The sequence below is a fragment of the Staphylococcus sp. 11262D007BW genome, assembly GCF_053547815.1.
Genome location: NZ_JBPWPJ010000001.1, coordinates 1,072,736 through 1,091,473, shown reverse-complemented (window position 1 = coordinate 1,091,473; position 18,738 = coordinate 1,072,736). Strand labels below are relative to the sequence as shown.

Genomic DNA, 18,738 nt, shown 5'->3' with positions numbered 1-18,738 from the left:
TTGAACATAATAAAATGCTTTCTAGTATAGTCGTAAAAGAACAGGGGTGTATAAATAGTATGTTTAAATTCAATGAAGATGAAGAAAACTTAAAATGTTCTTTTTGTGGTAAAGACCAAAGCCAAGTCAAAAAATTGGTTGCTGGTAGTGGAGTATATATTTGTAATGAATGTATCGAATTATGTTCAGAAATTGTAGAAGAAGAGTTAAACCACACAGAAACTGAAGAACTTGAAGAATTACCAACACCAAAAGAGATTATGGATCAGTTAAATAATTACGTAATCGGCCAAGAAAAAGCTAAAAAGTCTCTTTCGGTAGCTGTTTACAACCATTACAAACGTGTTCAACAATTAGGTCCGAATGATAGCGAAGACGTTGAATTACAAAAAAGTAATGTCGCATTAATTGGACCAACAGGTAGCGGTAAAACATTGCTAGCTCAAACACTTGCACGTACATTAAATGTACCATTTGCAATTGCAGATGCGACAAGTTTAACTGAAGCTGGTTATGTCGGCGAAGACGTTGAAAATATTTTATTACGTTTAATTCAAGCGGCAGATTTTGATATCGATAAAGCAGAAAAAGGTATCATTTATGTCGATGAAATTGATAAAATTGCGCGTAAATCTGAAAATACTTCAATTACACGTGACGTTTCTGGTGAAGGTGTTCAACAAGCACTACTTAAAATATTAGAGGGAACTACAGCAAGTGTACCGCCTCAAGGTGGCCGTAAACACCCTAACCAAGAATTTATTCAGATTGATACAACGAATATTCTATTTATTTTAGGTGGTGCCTTTGACGGTATCAATGACGTTATTAAACGCCGTCTAGGTGAAAAGGTTATCGGTTTCGCAAGCAGTGAAGCATCAAATTATGATGAAGATAGTTTATTAGAGCACATTCGTCCAGAAGACTTACAATCATATGGTTTAATTCCAGAGTTTATTGGACGTGTGCCAATTGTTGCAAACCTAGAAACGCTTGATGTTGAAGCATTGAAAAATATCTTAACACAACCTAAAAATGCTTTAGTAAAACAATATTCAAAAATGCTAGAACTTGATAACGTAGATCTAGAATTTACTGAAGAGGCGCTTGCAGCAATTAGTGAAAAAGCAATTGAACGTAAAACAGGCGCACGTGGTTTAAGATCAATCATTGAAGAAGCATTAATTGATATCATGTACGATATTCCATCTTCAGATGATGTTAAAAAAGTCGTTATTACAAGAGAAACAATTGTTGATGAAACTGAACCAGAATTATATGATTCTGACGATCAATTAATTAATCATAATAAAAATACTGCATAGTAGTTAATGCGTTTTATAAAGTGAGACGGTGAAATCTTCAAGAGTTTCATCTCTCACTTTTTCGTTTATATTATAAAAAAGTATAAAGGAGAAAATAATGAATATTAATCCTAACAATATTGATTTACTAATTAGCGCTGTTAAACCTGAGCAATATCCAGAGCTCAACTTGCCAGAAGTTGCTTTAAGTGGCCGATCTAATGTAGGCAAATCTACATTTATTAATGCAATGATTGGTCGTAAAAATATGGCACGCACTTCTCAACAACCAGGTAAAACACAAACGCTTAACTTCTTTAATATTGATGAACAACTCATTTTTGTAGATGTGCCAGGTTATGGCTATGCTAAAGTAAGTAAAAAGCAACGAGAAGCATTTGGACGTATGATTGAAACGTATATTACAACACGTGAACCACTCAAATTAGTTATTCAACTTGTCGATTTGAGACATAAGCCTACTGAAGATGATATTTTAATGTATGATTTCTTAAAATATTATGATCTCCCAACCCTTATTATTGCTACTAAAGAAGATAAAATTGTGAAAGGGAAGGTACAAAAACACCTTAAAGAAATACGTAATACGTTAGAAATTGAAGAAGGAGATCAAATTATTAGTTATTCTTCATTCAAAAAAGATAAAAACAATTTAATCTGGGATGCGATTGCCTCTTTTTTAAATAAAGAAGAAGATTAAGGATTTCATACGTTTAAATATCACTGATTAAAGCTCTGTGACTATTTAATGAAAATTTTAGATATCGTTTAAAGAATAAAGTTATTTTAATTAGAATTACTATAATCTGTGTTATAATAAACGTATTGAAAAACGTATGGGGGCATTTTCATGTATATTATTGCCGTTAGTGTAAACCACAAAACTGCAGATGTTACATTAAGAGAACAACTTTCATTTAATAATGAGAATATGCTACATGTACATGAAGCATTATTTGAGACAAAATCTATTTTAGAAAATGTTATATTATCAACTTGCAATAGAACTGAAGTATACGCGGTAGTAGATCAAATTCATACGGGTAGATATTATGTGCAACGCTTCTTAGCACGTCAATTTAACTTTGAAGTCGAAGATATTAAGCGAATATCAGAAGTGAAAGTTCAAGATGAAGCGATTGAACATTTATACCGTGTAACATCAGGATTAGATTCGATTGTATTAGGGGAGACTCAAATACTAGGGCAAATTCGAGATGCTTTCTTTACTGCGCAACAAGCTCATACAACAGGTACAATATTTAATGAACTGTTTAAACGCGCAATTACATTTAGTAAAAAACATCATCATGAATCAGATATCGCTGATAATGCGATTAGTGTATCTTATGCTGCGGTAGAATTAGCGAAAAAAATGTATGGTAAATTGCATAAAAAACGTGGTCTTGTTATTGGTGCTGGCGATATGGGCGAACGTTCCATTCTCAATTTAAAAGGTGCTGGATTAACGGATATTACTGTGATTAATCGCACTTTTTCTAAAGCACAAAATTTAGCAGAGACGCATGGTATTAAAGCTAAACCGTTCGATGCATTAGCTGATGAATTAATCGGAGCAGATGTAGTCATCAGCTCAACAAGCTCAGATGAATTTGTCATTACAAAAACGATGCTTGAAATGTGTGATGATTTATCACGTGCATCTCAAAAGATTTTAATTGATATAGCAGTGCCAAGAGATATTGAACCAATTGATACAAAAGAGACGCATTTATTTATATATGACGTGGATGATTTAAAAGGACTTGTAGATGCGAATCTTCGCGAAAGAGAAAAAGTAGCTGAATGGATCGCTTCTAAAATCCCAGCAGAAATTGATAAGCATAATGAATGGGTTCAAATGCTTGGTGTTGTACCTGTTATTCGAGCTTTGCGTGAAAAAGCGTTAGGTATTCAACAAGAAACAATGGAAAGTGTGGATCGAAAGTTACCACATTTGAGTGAAAGAGAGCGTAAAGTGATCTCTAAACATACAAAAAGTATTATCAATCAAATGTTAAAAGATCCGATTAAAATGGCTAAAGAGATTAGTAATGATAAGGATTCACAAGCTAAATTAGATCTATTTCAAGATATTTTTAATCTTGAAGCAGAAACAGATTATAAATCAAAAGCCGTTGAAAATAAACGACTTATCTTAAAACAAAAATTATTGCGATTTGAAGGTTAATAGTTGGTGATGCTGTGAAAGAAGCATTTTTAATTCATTTTCATGAAATAGTTTTATTAGTTTATTTAATTTGTATCGTGGCATTTATATTAGATTTATTTCAAAAAAATAGACGATTACAAGCCATTGGGTTTAATACCCTTTGGATTGTCTGGTTAGGGCAAACAATCTCTCTGACGATTTTTATCTTGTGGAGAGGTTATTTGCCTTTAACATCGATTGTGGAAAGCATGCTTACGTTAACTTGGTTAATCTTAACCATTAGCTTTATCCTAGCTTCCCTTAAACAATCTGATTTTATGGTTGTGTTCTTAAATATTTTGGGATTTATTTTTATGGCTATTAATACATTTCATCCTTATCAATTTCAGTTAGATGTATCGCGTATAACAGTAGTCAATGAATTACTGGTATTTCATATTTCACTCGCATTGATAAGTTATGTTATTTTTGCTGTAGCTTTTGTCAATTCCATTTTATATTTAATTCAACATCATAATTTAAAAGAAAAGAAATTCACTCAAAACTTTTTTAGAATTAGTAGTTTGAGTACCTTAGAAAAGCTTGTATTTTATAGTATGGTACTTGGTAATTTGCTATTATTTGCGAGCTTAATTTTAGGTATTCAATGGAGTTTAATGACAGTCGGTGCAAACATCTTCACTGACATAAAAGTGATTTCATCACTACTTATTTTTCTATGTTATACCATATATATTTTATGTAGATTGACCAATCGATTTAAGCACATTTCTCTAATGTATAGTAATATTGTGCTTTTTTTAAGTTGTATGATTAACTTAGTATTGATTACACAAATGTCTTCGTTTCATCAATGGACAGGTGTTTAAGTAAAAAGGAGGAATTGAATCAATGCGTAAACTTGTGGTAGGGTCAAGACGTAGTAAGTTAGCCATGACCCAAACAAAACAGTTTATAGAACGTTTAAAGGCAATTGATCCTTCATTAGACATTGAAATTAAAGAAATTGTGACTAAAGGAGATCAAATTGTAGACCGCCAGCTATCTAAAGTGGGTGGCAAAGGTTTATTCGTTAAAGAAATTCAAAACGAACTATTTAATCATGACATCGATATGGCAGTGCACTCGCTAAAAGATGTACCAAGTGTATTACCTGACGGATTAACTTTAGGATGTATACCAGACCGTGAAAATCCTTTCGATGCATATATAGCAAAAAATCATACACCAATCGATCAATTACCTAAAGGAAGCATCATCGGTACAAGTTCGTTACGTAGAGGTGCTCAAATTTTAGCGAAGTATCCAGATTTAGACATTAAATGGATACGCGGTAATATTGATACACGATTAAAAAAATTACAAGAAGAAAACTATGATGCGATTTTACTTGCTGCTGCTGGCTTAAGACGTATGGGGTGGTCTGATGATTTAGTAACCACTTATCTTGATGAAACGATGTTAATTCCGGCTATAGGACAAGGTGCGCTCGGTATTGAATGTAGAGAAGACGATCAGGAATTATTAGATCTGCTTCAAAAAGTACACAATGAAGATGTTGCCAAGTGTGTTACTGCTGAACGTACATTCCTTAAAGAAATGGATGGCAGTTGCCAAGTGCCTATTGGTGGCTATGCTCAAATGACAGACGAGGGTGCTATTCAATTTACTGGTTTAGTGATGTCTCCAGATGGACAGTCACGATTTGAACATACTGAAGTTGGTAATAATAGTGTTGAAGTAGGTCGAAAAGTTAGCGATGAACTAAAATCTCAAGGAGCTTATGATATTATTCAATCTTTAAACGAAAGTGAATGAGGTGCTCAATATGAAGCCAATTGTAGTGATGACTCAAACACATAGATACGAAAATGATAACGTAGACATTATTCATCTACCTTTTATTGCTACTGAAGCAATGTCATTTGACCAACGTATCTTAGAAACACACTATGATTGGCTTATTTTTTCATCTAAGAATGCGGTTAAACATTTTTTACCACATTTGAAAAGATTGAATTATGATAAAGTAGCGGTAATAGGACAAAAAACCGCAGAATATTGTCATGCACATGGTATAAATATTCACTTTCAACCTCAGGATTTTTCTCAAGAAGGGTTTTTAAACGATTTTACAGGTGCCAATAAAGCATCTATACTTATTCCATCAAGCGAGTCAGCGCGGCCTTTATTACATCAAACCCTTAGACAACGTGGTTATCAAGTATGTAAAATTGACTTATATCATACAGTGCCGATTGACGATAATATTCAAAAAGTATTGAAAATGTTACATGACAATACGATTGATGCAATGACGTTTGCAAGTTCATCGGCGGCTACTGCTTTTTTAGAGAAGCTGTCAAAAAAAGAAGATTCACGAGCTTTTGAGGCTACACTTTATGCAATAGGTAAACAAACACAACATACGATTGAATCTTATGGTTATCACAGTGAGCGACCTGAAATTCAAACACTTGATGCTTTAATAGATAAAATATTAGAAACGAGGGAATAGCAAATGAATTTTGATAGACATAGACGATTACGTTCATCGAATACAATGCGTAGTATGGTACGTGAAACACATTTAAGAAAAGAAGACTTAATCTATCCTATTTTTGTTGTAGAACGAGATGATGTATATGAAGAAATTAAATCGTTACCTGGAATATACCAAATCAGTTTAAACCTTTTACACAAAGAAATTAAAGCAGCCTATGATTTAGGTATTCGCGCCATTATGTTCTTTGGTATTCCTAATGAAAAGGATGATTGTGGTACAGGTGCGTTTATTGATGATGGTGTCATTCAACAAGCCATTGGTATCGCTAAATCAATGTATGATGATTTACTTATTTTAGCGGATACATGTTTATGTGAATATACAGATCATGGTCATTGTGGATTGATCAATGAGACGACTCATGATGTTGATAATGATGAAACGTTACCATTACTTGTTAAAACAGCAATTTCTCAAGTTAAAGCTGGGGCAGATATTATTGCACCAAGTAACATGATGGATGGATTTGTTAGTGAAATCCGTAAAGGTTTGGATGAAGCGGGTTATCATCATATTCCAATTATGAGTTATGGTATCAAATATGCGTCAAGTTTCTTTGGACCATTCCGTGATGCTGCTGAATCTACACCTTCTTTTGGCGATCGAAAAACGTATCAAATGGATCCAGCTAATCGTTTAGAAGCGATGCGTGAACTCGAAAGTGACCTTAAAGAAGGTGCTGATATGATGATTGTTAAACCTGCTTTAAGTTACTTAGATATCATTCGAGATGTCCGCAATCATACAAATGTTCCAGTTGTCGCTTATAATGTGAGCGGGGAATATAGTATGACTAAAGCAGCAGCGCTTAATGGATGGATTGACGAAGAAAAAGTAGTCATGGAACAAATGATTTCAATGAAGCGTGCAGGTGCTGATATGATCATCACTTATTTCGCAAAAGATTTATGCCGTTACATTGATCAACAATAATGTTTAGGAGGATTTATGATATGCGTTACGATAATTCGATTAAAGCATTTGAAAAAGCTAATAAAATGATGCCAGGGGGCGTAAACAGTCCTGTTCGGGCATTTAAATCAGTAGATACTCCTGCCATTTTTATGGATCATGGTGAAGGAAGTCATATTTTTGATATCGATGGTAATGAATATATTGATTATGTATTAAGTTGGGGACCCTTAATTTTAGGTCATAAAGATCCGAAAGTGATTGAAGCTGTTCATCAATCTGTAGATAAAGGTACGAGCTTTGGTGCTTCTACTATTGAAGAAAATAAGTTAGCAGAACTTGTCATTGATCGTGTTCCTTCAATTGAAAAAGTCAGAATGGTTTCTTCAGGTACTGAAGCAACGTTAGACACATTGAGACTTGCAAGAGGCTATACAGGCAAAAATAAAATCATAAAATTTGAAGGTAACTACCACGGCCATAGCGATTCTTTACTGATCAAAGCTGGTTCAGGTGTGGCAACGTTAGGATTACCTGACTCTCCAGGCGTTCCTGAAGGCACTGCTAAAAATACCATTACTGTCCCATATAACGATTTAGATGCAGTTAAATATGCGTTCGAACAATTCGGTGATGATATTGCGGCTGTGATTGTAGAACCAGTATCAGGTAACATGGGCGTTGTGCCGCCAGTTGGTGAGTTCTTACAAGGTTTACGTGACATTACGACATCTTATGATTCATTGTTAATTTTTGATGAAGTCATGACTGGTTTCCGTGTGGGTTATCACTGTGCACAAGGTTATTTCAATGTGACACCAGACTTAACATGCTTAGGTAAAGTCATCGGTGGCGGTTTACCGGTTGGTGCTTTCGGTGGAAGAAAAGAGATTATGGATCATATCGCACCAAGTGGCTCAATCTATCAAGCTGGTACACTTTCTGGTAATCCGTTAGCAATGACAAGTGGTTATATGACACTTAGTCAACTTACTCCGGAAAGTTATGATTACTTTAATGAGTTAGGTGACATGTTAGAAGAAGGACTAACTGAAGTATTTAATAAACATCAAGTACCATTAACGATTAACCGTGCCGGCTCAATGATTGGCTTTTTCTTAAATGAAGGTCCGGTAACAAACTTTAAAGAAGCGAATCAATCTGATTTAGAATTATTTAGTGACATGTACCGAGAACTTGCTGAAGAAGGTATTTTCTTACCACCTTCACAATTTGAAGGCATGTTCTTATCTACAAAACATACACATGAAGATATTCAAACAACAATTAAGGCATTTGACAAAGCGTTATCAAGAATTGTTAATCACTAATTTTAAGATAAAATATTAAAAATGGTATAAAGTGTGTAATGAATCGAGCGAGATGCTGAATTTGAATTTCAAATTTTGTAGCTTGCTCGATTTTATTAAGTCATTAGATTAAGATGAGAAAGTTAAAACGAATTTGTATAGAAAGTAGTTTTTGGAGAACTACGCATCAATCATTTAAGAAGTGGAGGGGTGGGGTTTGACGAAGCATCTTGTTCGAAATAATTTTATTGTATTTATACTTTCTCTAGTTATAGGTTTCATCCTTTACGGGTTTAACATAATGTTACCGTGGATGTTCGGACCAATCATAGCGAGTTTGATTGTCGTTAAAGTATTCAAATTAGAAGTCAGATGGCCTTCATTATTGAGTGATTTAGGGTTAATTATGTTAGGTGTTCAAATCGGTAGTGCCTTTACAAAACCAGTGATTGAAGATATTAAAAATGATTGGCTTTCTATTATATTAGTCAGTGTATTATTGTTACTATTAGCACTTATCGTGTCTATAGGCTTTCGTAAAATTGCAAAAGTAAATTCTGAAACTGCCATATTAGCAGTTATACCAGGGGCACTTAGTCAAATGATGGTCATGGCAGAAGAAAATAAAAAGGCTGATATCTTAGTCGTTAGCTTGACCCAAACGTCGCGTATTATATTTGTAGTGATATTAGTGCCTATTATTTCATACTTTTTTAAAAGTGAATCCAATAGTTCTATGACAAATGAGTCCGGTATCGCAATGACAGATGTATTGCAACCATGGCATATTATGATACTTATTATTGGTATTGTAGTTGTTTATTATTTAATGAAATGGATTCATTTTCCCACTAAAATGTTATTAGCTCCAATCGTTGTGCTTATTATATGGAATTTATCGACTGGGTTATCATTTACAGTGGATGAACCTATTATAGCCGTTGCTCAACTGATTTATATGATACGTGTTGGGCTTCAAATTGCGCATTTAACAGATCGTTTAAAAGGGCGACTTGCCTTCGCAATCGCTTATCAAAATGTGCTGCTTATATTAAGTGCTTTAGTGATGGTCGCAATAATAAGTTTTATTACGCATGATCCAATAAATGATTTATTTTTAGGAGCGGCCCCAGGAGGTATGAGCCAAATTGTGCTTATCGCGCTTGATACAGGTGCAGATGTTGCTATGATTTCAAGTTATCATATCTTTCGAGTCTTTTTTATATTATTTTTAATTGCGCCTTTAATTAATATTTACCTAAAATACCGTTTAAAAGTATCAAGAGGAAAAGAGAATGATAAATAAAAGTATAAAATGAAAATGAGTTGAGGTAGTGAATTTTAATTCATATTGACTTAATGCTCATTTAAGTATACTATTAAAGAGAAGTTAATAGTTATTTTGGGAGGAGTAGGCTTAACGCTTTTTCAAGAGAGTGTATGGTTGGTGAAAATACACAAAAGCTTAAGGTGAATGTAGCCCAGTTCGAACTCTAACTGAAACGAGTAAGTTAGAGCGTGAAAAGAGCGTTAATCTTTTGAGTGCAATAGTTAATCGTTTAATTATTGAATATAGGTGGTACCACGGAGCATCCGTCCTATTTGTTTAGGATAGATGTTCTTTTCTATTTCATGGAGGGATATTAATGGAAATGAATTCAAAATATAACCCGCAAGAAGTTGAAGCGGGTCGTTATCAACATTGGCTAGATCAAGATTTATTTAAGCCAAGTGATGATACTAATAAAGAGACATATACGATTGTAATTCCACCCCCAAATGTAACAGGTAAATTACATTTAGGTCATGCATGGGATACAACATTACAAGATATTTTAACGCGAATGAAGCGTATGCAAGGTTACGACACACTTTATCTACCAGGTATGGACCATGCGGGTATTGCAACACAAGCAAAAGTAGAAGCTAAAATGCGAGAAGAAGGCATTTCCCGTCATGATATTGGTCGTGAAAAGTTTTTAGAAAAAGCTTGGGAATGGAAAGAAGAATATGCTGATTTCATTCGTCAACAGTGGGCGAAGTTAGGTTTAGGGTTAGATTATAGTAGAGAACGTTTTACACTTGATAAAGGGTTAAGTAAAGCAGTTAAAAAAGTATTTGTTGATATGTATCATAAAGGCCTTATTTATCGTGGGGAACGTATCATTAACTGGGATCCTGCAGCCCGCACAGCACTTTCTGACATTGAGGTTATTCACGAAGATGTAAATGGTAAGTTTTACCACTTTAAATATCCTTATGTCGATGGAGAAGGTTACATTGAAATAGCAACAACACGACCAGAAACAATGTTAGGTGACACAGCGATTGTCGTTAACCCAAATGATGAGCGTTACAAAGATGTGATTGGCAAAAAAGTACGCTTACCGCTTGTAGGTCGTGAGTTACCAATTTTAGCAGATGAATATGTCGATGAAGCATTTGGTAGTGGTGCGATGAAAGTAACGCCTGCACATGACCCAAATGATTTTGAAATTGGAAATCGTCATGAACTTGAACGTATTGTTGTGATGAATGAATCAGGTCAAATGAATGAAAAAGCCGGACAATATGAAGGTATGGACCGCTTCGAATGTCGAAAACAATTAGTGAAAGACCTTGAGGCTGAAGGCTTAGTAATCAAAATAGAAGATCATGTTCATTCAGTAGGTCATTCTGAGCGTAGTGGTGCAGTAGTTGAACCTTATTTATCTACGCAATGGTTCGTTAAAATGAAACCTCTTGCTGAACAAGCGTTGAAGAACCAAGATACAGAAGGACGCGTTAATTTTGTCCCAGATCGTTTCGAAAAAACATTCAACCGTTGGATGGAAGAAATTCGTGATTGGACGATTTCTCGTCAATTATGGTGGGGTCATCAAATTCCAGCTTGGTATCATAATGAAACTGGTGAAATGTATGTCGGCGAAGAAGCACCTGAAGATATTGACAATTGGACACAAGATGAAGATGTGCTCGATACATGGTTTTCAAGTGCGCTGTGGCCTTTTTCAACATTAGGATGGCCAGATACTGAGTCTGAGGATTATAAACGTTATTACCCTACAAATGTGCTTGTGACAGGCTATGATATCATCTTTTTCTGGGTAGCACGTATGATATTCCAAGGTTTAGAATTTACGGATCAAAGACCTTTCAATGATGTGTTATTACATGGATTAGTTCGTGCCGAAGATGGACGCAAAATGAGTAAATCATTAGGTAACGGTGTTGATCCAATGGATGTCATTGATCAATATGGTGCTGATAGCTTACGTTACTTCTTAGCAACAGGCTCTTCACCAGGTCATGATTTACGTTATTCAACAGAAAAAGTAGAATCTGTTTGGAACTTTATTAATAAAATTTGGAACGCGGCACGTTTCAGCTTAATGAACATCGGTGAGCATTTCCAATATGAAGATATTGATTTATCAGGCAATCTTTCTGTAGCAGATAAATGGATTTTAACACGATTAAATGAAACAATTGATACTGTCACTAAATTAAGCGATAAATACGAATTTGGTGAAGTGGGACGCGCATTATATAATTTCATTTGGGACGAATTCTGTGACTGGTATATTGAAATGAGTAAAATCCCAATGAACGGAGACGATGAGCGTCAAAAGAATGTTACAAGATCTGTGCTTAGTTATACATTAGATCGTATTATGCGTTTATTGCATCCATTTATGCCGTTTGTAACAGAACATATTTGGCAAAATCTACCACATAAAGGTGCTTCAATTGTGACAAGTGAGTGGCCAACCGTAAATACAGAGTTAATGTTCGAAGATAGCAAAGTCATTATGGAACAATTAGTGGAAATCATTAAAGCGGTACGTCAATCACGTCTTGAAGTTAACACACCATTATCAAAATCAATTCCTATTAAAATTCAAGCTAAAGATCAAGACATTAAATCATTGCTTGAACTGAATAAAGATTACTTAGAACGTTTTTGTAATCCTAGTGAATTAGTGATTGATTTAGATATTGATATTCCTGAAAAAGCAATGACATCTGTGGTCGCTGCCGGAAAAGTCATCTTACCATTAGAAGGGCTCATCGATATGGATAAAGAAATTGAGCGATTAGAAAAAGAATTAACGAAATGGGAAAAAGAGTTGGATCGTGTTAACAAAAAGTTAGCTAACGAAAACTTTGTTAATAAAGCCCCTGAAAAAATCATCAACGAAGAAAGAGAAAAACAAACAAAATATCAAGAAAAATACGATGGGGTTAAAGCAAGAATAGAACAATTACAATCTTAGGAGTCTTAATTATGAATTATCTTGATAGTTTATATTGGATACACGAAAGGACTAAATTTGGTGTTAAACCAGGCGTTAAGAGAATGGAATGGATGTTATCAAAATTGGATCATCCAGAACAAAAAATTAACGTGATACATGTGGGCGGTACAAATGGAAAAGGCTCAACAGTAGCGTACATGAGAGAAGCGCTTTTAAAAAACAATTATACTGTTGGTACGTTTACATCACCTTATATCGAAACGTTTAATGAGCGTATTAGTGTCGATGGTAAACCAATTTCAAATGAAGCCATTGCTGATTTAGTCACACGTGTGAAACCAATAAGCGAAGCCATGGAAGAAGAGACTGAACTTGGCACAGCTACTGAATTTGAAATCATTACAACGATGATGTATTTGTATTTTGGAGAATTAAATCCAGTAGATTTTGTAATTGTGGAAGCGGGTCTCGGTGTTAAAAATGATTCTACTAACGTCATTCAACCGATCATTAGTGTGTTAACAAGTATTGGCTTAGATCATACGGATATTTTAGGTAATACTTATCTAGACATTGCCAAAGATAAAAGTGCGATTATTAAACCGGAAACACCTGTCATTTATGCGATTAAAAACGAAGAAGCAATCAAACACTTTCGTGATACTGCAGAAAAATTAAATGCAAAAGCAATCGAATTTGATCGAGATATTTTTGTGAAGTCGGAAGATGATGAGTTCACTTATCGTTATAAAGATTATGAACTGGAAAATATCGCTTTAGATATGATTGGTGAACATCAAAAAGAAAATGCCTCTTTAGCTATTACAGCATTAATTGAATTATATGAAGAAGGTATTATCGAATTAGATTTTAATTGTATGATTGAAGGTATTGAACATACACATTGGACAGGGCGCATTGAAAAAGTGTCAGATTCACCATTGATTATTATAGATGGTGCGCATAATCGAGAAAGTGTTGATGCGTTAGTAGATACGGTGCACCGTTATTATCAATGTGATAAAGTAGATATTTTATTTTCAGCTATTGAAGGAAAACCGATACATCATATGTTGACAGCATTTAATGCGATTGCTAAGCATTTATACGTGACTGAATTTGATTTTCCTAGAGCTTTACCTAAGCAAACTTTGTATGAAGAAGTGGAATTTACAAATAAGTCGGTTGTCGATAATTATGTAGAATTTATAAAACAATACGATGGTGATTGTTTATTAATCACAGGTAGTTTATATTTCATTAGTGAAGTTAAATCAAAATTAGGCTTTAATTAATAAAATCCCCTTTAATTGAGACAGAAAGGAAGCTTCTGTCAAAAATTAAAGGGGAATTTTATTATCAAGCATGATAGAGCATTTACCTTCTTCAAAAGTGTAATTTGACACTTATAAAATGAGAACTTATAATAAAGTTACTTTTATAAAGTGGGGTGGGGCCTTGATTATTATTCTTTTTTGGACTGGTGCTTGTTTAATGAGTTTTTTAATGTTCATTATACAATCATCACAATGGCGTTTAGCTAGTTTAGTTAGAAGGTCTCATTGTAATGTATGTTACTCTAAGCTAACCTGGTATGAATTGATGCCAATAATAAGTTATATACTGCTTAAAAGACGTTGTACGCATTGTCAAAGTCTCATTCCTACTTATTTATTTGTTGCAGAACTTTTAGGTGGATTTATTGCAATTTATCCAATTCTTTTTCACATTACGATCCCACTTAAGCTTTTTTATAATATTGCTTTCATATTACTTGTATTATCATTTATTGACTGTAAAATACTTATCATTCCTCATCGTTGGTTAGTTATTTTATGTATCACGGCCATTGCGTTACATACTTTTCAGTTACCTGATTTCAAACAAACTATACTCACTGTATTATTATTTATTTTCGGTATGATTTATTATCGTTATATTGGATTTGGCGATATTAAACTATTATGTATAATGGCACTCATATTACCGTTTCCTTTTATGATTTGTCTATTAATCTTTCTTTGTCCCATAGCACTTTGTCTACTTCCATTTCTTCTAATATTTAAAGTAATCAAGTTACCGCACATACCACTGGTACCAGCTATACTGTTCACTTTCATAATTGTATCTACTTATTACGAACCATTTTATCATTATTTTGGGGGTTTTTTATGACACGTATTCGAGATTTATCTAACGAAGAAAAACCTAAAGAACGTCTTATTAAGAGTGGGGCGAAATCCTTATCCAATACAGAATTATTAGCGATTCTTATTAATACAGGAAGTAAGGGGCACTCAATTTTAGAAATTGCTTCTCAAATTTTAAGTTGTTATCCCACGGTAAACCAATTAAAACAACTTTCTATTGTAGAACTACAAGCTTTTACAGGCATCGGTTTAAATAAAGCCGTTACCTTATTAGCTGCTTTTGAACTCGCTTTTCGGTTAGATGATGGTCATATTGCAGGGCAATTAGATACTATACAAGCGCCTGATCAAGTCGCTAAATTATTATATAAGGAGTTTAAAGGTGTCCAACAAGAGCATTTTATATTATTTATTTTAAATACAAAACATCACATTATACATAGAGAAACATTGTTTATAGGTACGTTAAATAGTGCTGTTATTCATCCTAGAGAGGTTTTTAAAGTAGCATTAAAATGGTCGGCACATGCTATCATTGTAGCGTGTCACTTTGCTTGATATATGAGAATTATTTAACCTTATAAATGAGAAAAAAGCAACGCACTTTAAATAAGATACGTTGCTTTTTCGATTGATGAACACCTATAATTAAACTATTCATCTATTATTTATAATTTTTTGTATATACAATATTTCTAGTTTGTTAAAGAGAATTAAGAAAATAAATCTCGAAAATAATAGAGGGAAAATCAGTTTTTGATATCAAAATTATACATGTCAACGATAATACAAAATATAATACAAAATATAAGATGTTATCAGTATTTATTATGTATTTAGAATATTAAAATTCCTTCATTACACTCTTGGCGGTTTCACTTATCAACTTATCATTTGGCTTATCACTTTTATTGTCTTTATTCGTAAAAATGACTAAAACAATAGGTTCAGATTGGCCCTTAGGATAAACAAAAGCAACATCATTTCTAGAAGCATATGTTATTGCTTGACCACTTTTATCAGCAACCTTATAGTCTTTTGGAACACCGTCTTTAATTAAAGTATCTCCGCTTTTATTATTTAACATTAAATCAAGTAAGAATTTTTTGTTTTCTTTGCTTAATTTTCCATTTGCGATAAGTTTATTTAAAGTCTTACCGAAAGCAGCAGGTGTTGAAGTATCTTTTTTGCTCTTTGGTGAATAGTAATTTAATTCTATCTCATATCTAACTGGATTTGTTACTTTATCTCCTAGTTCTTTTAGACGTTGTTTAACTTTTTTGATTCCACCGATTTCTTTTATAATTTTATTGTTTGCTGTATTATCACTATATGTCATTGAAGCCTCAATAAGTGCTTTTAAAGTGATATCTTTTCCTACATATTTTTCTAAAATAGGAGAATAAGCAACTATATCATCTTTGTTAATATGTACTTTTTTATTTAACTTATTATAAGGTACTTGTTCTAACAAAATAGCACTATTTATCGCTTTTGAAGTTGAAGCATAGGCAAATCTCTTATCTGAATTAAATTTTACTTCCTTACCACTTTTAGTATCTAAAGCGTAAACACCAATATGAGCATTATATTTTTTTTCTAAATCATTTAACTCTTTGGCATGTGAACTGTTTGAATTACATGCACTTAAAACTAAAGCAATTACAATTAAAAATATTAACTTTTTCAAAATAAACCCTCCGATATTACAGTTGTAATTTTTATAAATCAATAATATTACAATTGTAATATCGGTGTCAATAGTTTATTATAAATATTTGAAAGAAGGTGTTGAAATGGCTAAGTTATTAATAATGAGCATAGTAAGCTTTTGTTTTATATTTCTATTGTTATTATTTTTTAGGTACATATTAAAACGCTATTTTAATTATATGTTAAATTATAAAGTTTGGTATCTAACTCTTCTTGCAGGATTAATTCCTTTCATTCCTATTAAATTCTCTCTTTTTAAATTTAATAATGTGAATAATCAAGCGCCCACAGTTGAAAGTAAGTCACACGACTTGAACCATAACATAAATACCACCAAACCTATTCAAGAGTTCACAACAGATATCCATAAGTTTAATTGGGATTCAATTGATAATATCTGCACAGTTATTTGGATAGTTTTAGTTATTATTTTAAGTTTTAAATTTTTGAAAGCCTTATTATATCTTAAATATTTAAAGAAACAGTCACTTTATCTAAACGAAAATGAAAAAAATAAAATAGATACGATACTTTTCAACCATCAATATAAAAAAAATATTGTGATTCGAAAAGCAGAGACTATTCAATCTCCAATAACTTTTTGGTATGGGAAATATATTATTTTGATTCCTAGTTCATATTTTAAAAGTGTAATTGACAAAAGACTAAAATATATAATATTGCATGAATATGCTCATGCTAAAAATAGAGATACTTTACATTTAATTATCTTTAATATCTTCTCTATTATTATGAGTTACAATCCATTAGTACATATTGTAAAAAGAAAGATAATTCATGACAATGAAGTAGAAGCCGATAGATTTGTCCTTAATAATATTAACAAAAATGAATTTAAAACTTATGCGGAATCTATTATGGACTCCGTATTAAATGTTCCATTTTTTAATAAAAATATATTAAGCCATTCATTTAATGGTAAAAAGTCATTACTCAAAAGAAGATTAATTAATATAAAAGAAGCCAATCTGAAAAAACAGTCCAAATTAATTCTAATTTTTATTTGTATTTTTACTTTTTTGCTCATGGTAATTCAAAGCCAGTTTTTGATGGGGCAATCCATAACTGATTATAATTATAAAAAGCCCTTACACAACGATTACCAAATTTTAGATAAAAGTAAAATTTTTGGTTCAAATAGTGGATCTTTCGTCATGTACAGCATGAAGAAAGACAAATACTATATTTATAACGAAAAAGAAAGTAGAAAAAGGTATTCTCCTAATTCAACTTATAAAATTTATTTAGCTATGTTTGGACTTGACCGACATATTATAAATGATGAAAATTCACGTATGTCATGGAATCATAAGCATTACCCTTTTGATGCTTGGAATAAGGAACAAGATTTAAATACAGCAATGCAAAATTCAGTTAATTGGTACTTCGAACGTATTAGCGATCAAATACCAAAGAACTATACTGCGACTCAACTCAAGCAATTAAATTATGGTAATAAAAATTTGGGAAGTTATAAAAGCTATTGGACGGAAGATAGTTTGAAAATATCTAATCTTGAACAAGTAATAGTTTTTAAAAATATGATGGAACAAAATAACCATTTTAGTAAAAAAGCAAAGAATCAATTATCTTCTTCATTATTGATTAAGAAAAATGAAAAGTATGAACTGTATGGGAAAACAGGTACAGGTATAGTAAACGGGAAGTATAATAATGGGTGGTTTGTAGGTTACGTAATTACAAATCATGATAAGTATTATTTTGCTACACATTTATCAGATGGAAAGCCATCTGGGAAAAATGCTGAATTAATCAGTGAAAAAATATTAAAAGAAATGGGTGTTTTAAATGGCCAATAAGCAAGTTGAAATATCTATGGCTGAATGGGATGTTATGAATATAATATGGGGTAAAAAATCAGTATCAGCTAATGAAATTGTAGTTGAAATTCAAAAATATAAAGAAGTTAGCGATAAAACGATTAGAACATTAATCACAAGACTATATAAAAAAGAGATTATAAAACGATACAAATCAGAGAATATTTATTTTTACTCATCAAATATTAAAGAAGACGATATTAAAATGAAAACTGCTAAAACCTTTCTTAATAAACTGTATGGAGGGGACATGAAAAGTTTAGTGCTGAATTTTGCGAAAAATGAAGAATTAAATAACAAAGAAATTGAAGAATTGCGAGACATTTTAAATGATATTAGTAAAAAGTAATTAGAGATATGTTTCAAACATAATACATATGTAAACTATGCTTGACTCTTATTAAATTAGTTTTGTTAATAACATTTAAAATATATTATTAAAGATGAGAGTGTACAGAAAATAACCAT

16 protein-coding genes and 1 other annotated feature are annotated in these 18,738 nt (G+C 32.5%); of the genes, 15 read left to right on the top strand and 1 reads right to left on the bottom strand.

Going from position 1 to position 18,738, the window contains the following annotated elements; genetic code table 11:
• Positions 1–59: 59 nt before the first annotated feature.
• From clpX to radC, 13 genes are all read left to right on the top strand, one after another.
• Entirely contained in the window at positions 60–1,325 is a 1,266-nt protein-coding gene (gene clpX, locus ACEE93_RS05325; protein WP_449155682.1) for an ATP-dependent Clp protease ATP-binding subunit ClpX, read from the top strand.
• A 97-nt stretch (positions 1,326–1,422) separates the two neighbouring features.
• Entirely contained in the window at positions 1,423–2,025 is a 603-nt protein-coding gene (gene yihA / locus ACEE93_RS05320) for a ribosome biogenesis GTP-binding protein YihA/YsxC (protein ID WP_449156437.1), read from the top strand.
• Between the two features lie 150 nt (positions 2,026–2,175).
• Positions 2,176–3,516 (top strand): glutamyl-tRNA reductase, encoded by a 1,341-nt coding sequence (gene hemA / locus ACEE93_RS05315; RefSeq protein ID WP_449155680.1) that lies wholly within the window; start codon positions 2,176–2,178, stop codon positions 3,514–3,516.
• A 14-nt stretch (positions 3,517–3,530) separates the two neighbouring features.
• A complete protein-coding gene (gene ccsA / locus ACEE93_RS05310) occupies positions 3,531–4,367 on the top strand; it encodes a cytochrome c biogenesis protein CcsA (RefSeq protein WP_449155679.1) in 837 nt (278 codons plus the stop codon).
• 22 nt (positions 4,368–4,389) lie between these two features.
• Positions 4,390–5,316: a hydroxymethylbilane synthase gene (gene hemC / locus ACEE93_RS05305; RefSeq protein WP_449155678.1), complete on the top strand. Its 927-nt coding sequence runs from the start codon at positions 4,390–4,392 to the stop codon at positions 5,314–5,316.
• Positions 5,317–5,326: 10 nt separating this feature from the next.
• Complete coding sequence (locus ACEE93_RS05300) at positions 5,327–6,016, top strand: uroporphyrinogen-III synthase (protein WP_449156436.1); 690 nt, start codon at positions 5,327–5,329, stop codon at positions 6,014–6,016.
• Between the two features lie 3 nt (positions 6,017–6,019).
• Positions 6,020–6,997, top strand: a complete 978-nt coding sequence (gene hemB / locus ACEE93_RS05295; RefSeq protein WP_449155676.1) for a porphobilinogen synthase — start codon at positions 6,020–6,022, stop codon at positions 6,995–6,997.
• A gap of 20 nt (positions 6,998–7,017) precedes the next feature.
• Positions 7,018–8,307, top strand: coding sequence for a glutamate-1-semialdehyde 2,1-aminomutase (gene hemL, locus ACEE93_RS05290; protein WP_449155675.1), 1,290 nt, complete (start codon positions 7,018–7,020; stop codon positions 8,305–8,307).
• Between the two features lie 196 nt (positions 8,308–8,503).
• Positions 8,504–9,592, top strand: a complete 1,089-nt coding sequence (locus ACEE93_RS05285; RefSeq protein WP_449156435.1) for an AbrB family transcriptional regulator — start codon at positions 8,504–8,506, stop codon at positions 9,590–9,592.
• 89 nt (positions 9,593–9,681) lie between these two features.
• Positions 9,682–9,890, top strand: a binding site (T-box leader).
• A 42-nt stretch (positions 9,891–9,932) separates the two neighbouring features.
• Positions 9,933–12,563 (top strand): valine--tRNA ligase, encoded by a 2,631-nt coding sequence (locus ACEE93_RS05280; protein ID WP_449155673.1) that lies wholly within the window; start codon positions 9,933–9,935, stop codon positions 12,561–12,563.
• Between the two features lie 11 nt (positions 12,564–12,574).
• A complete protein-coding gene (locus ACEE93_RS05275) occupies positions 12,575–13,840 on the top strand; it encodes a bifunctional folylpolyglutamate synthase/dihydrofolate synthase (protein ID WP_449155672.1) in 1,266 nt (421 codons plus the stop codon).
• Positions 13,841–13,958: 118 nt separating this feature from the next.
• Entirely contained in the window at positions 13,959–14,720 is a 762-nt protein-coding gene (locus tag ACEE93_RS05270) for a prepilin peptidase (protein ID WP_449155671.1), read from the top strand.
• Positions 14,717–15,253: a RadC family protein gene (gene radC / locus ACEE93_RS05265; protein ID WP_449156434.1), complete on the top strand. Its 537-nt coding sequence runs from the start codon at positions 14,717–14,719 to the stop codon at positions 15,251–15,253. The genes ACEE93_RS05270 and radC overlap by 4 nt, the downstream gene beginning before the upstream one ends.
• 286 nt (positions 15,254–15,539) lie before the next feature.
• On the opposite strand, the gene ACEE93_RS05260 is transcribed toward radC, so the two are convergent.
• The gene (locus ACEE93_RS05260) at positions 15,540–16,385 is read right to left on the bottom strand and encodes a BlaZ family penicillin-hydrolyzing class A beta-lactamase PC1 (protein ID WP_000733283.1); all 846 of its coding nucleotides are present in this window, start codon (positions 16,383–16,385) and stop codon (positions 15,540–15,542) included.
• A gap of 106 nt (positions 16,386–16,491) precedes the next feature.
• On the opposite strand from ACEE93_RS05260, the gene blaR1 reads away from it, so the two are divergent.
• On the top strand, positions 16,492–18,249 hold the full coding sequence (gene blaR1 / locus ACEE93_RS05255) for a beta-lactam sensor/signal transducer BlaR1 (protein ID WP_031771847.1): 1,758 nt from the start codon (positions 16,492–16,494) through the stop codon (positions 18,247–18,249).
• On the top strand, positions 18,239–18,619 hold the full coding sequence (blaI, locus tag ACEE93_RS05250; protein ID WP_001284656.1) for a penicillinase repressor BlaI: 381 nt from the start codon (positions 18,239–18,241) through the stop codon (positions 18,617–18,619). Before blaR1 ends, blaI begins: the two co-directional genes overlap by 11 nt.
• The last annotated feature ends 119 nt before the right edge of the window (positions 18,620–18,738 follow it).

Bases quoted from the DNA above. Each gene is read 5' to 3' on its own strand.
- hemL (WP_449155675.1), top strand. From the start codon at position 7,018: ATGCGTTACGATAATTCGATTAAAGCATTTGAAAAAGCTAATAAAATG.
- ACEE93_RS05270 (WP_449155671.1), top strand. From the start codon at position 13,959: ATGAGAACTTATAATAAAGTTACTTTTATAAAGTGGGGTGGGGCCTTG.
- ACEE93_RS05280 (WP_449155673.1), top strand. From the start codon at position 9,933: ATGGAAATGAATTCAAAATATAACCCGCAAGAAGTTGAAGCGGGTCGT.
- blaI (WP_001284656.1), top strand. From the start codon at position 18,239: ATGGCCAATAAGCAAGTTGAAATATCTATGGCTGAATGGGATGTTATG.
- yihA (WP_449156437.1), top strand. From the start codon at position 1,423: ATGAATATTAATCCTAACAATATTGATTTACTAATTAGCGCTGTTAAA.
- clpX (WP_449155682.1), top strand. From the start codon at position 60: ATGTTTAAATTCAATGAAGATGAAGAAAACTTAAAATGTTCTTTTTGT.
- ACEE93_RS05300 (WP_449156436.1), top strand. From the start codon at position 5,327: ATGAAGCCAATTGTAGTGATGACTCAAACACATAGATACGAAAATGAT.
- hemA (WP_449155680.1), top strand. From the start codon at position 2,176: ATGTATATTATTGCCGTTAGTGTAAACCACAAAACTGCAGATGTTACA.
- radC (WP_449156434.1), top strand. From the start codon at position 14,717: ATGACACGTATTCGAGATTTATCTAACGAAGAAAAACCTAAAGAACGT.
- blaR1 (WP_031771847.1), top strand. From the start codon at position 16,492: ATGGCTAAGTTATTAATAATGAGCATAGTAAGCTTTTGTTTTATATTT.
- hemC (WP_449155678.1), top strand. From the start codon at position 4,390: ATGCGTAAACTTGTGGTAGGGTCAAGACGTAGTAAGTTAGCCATGACC.
- ACEE93_RS05275 (WP_449155672.1), top strand. From the start codon at position 12,575: ATGAATTATCTTGATAGTTTATATTGGATACACGAAAGGACTAAATTT.
- hemB (WP_449155676.1), top strand. From the start codon at position 6,020: ATGAATTTTGATAGACATAGACGATTACGTTCATCGAATACAATGCGT.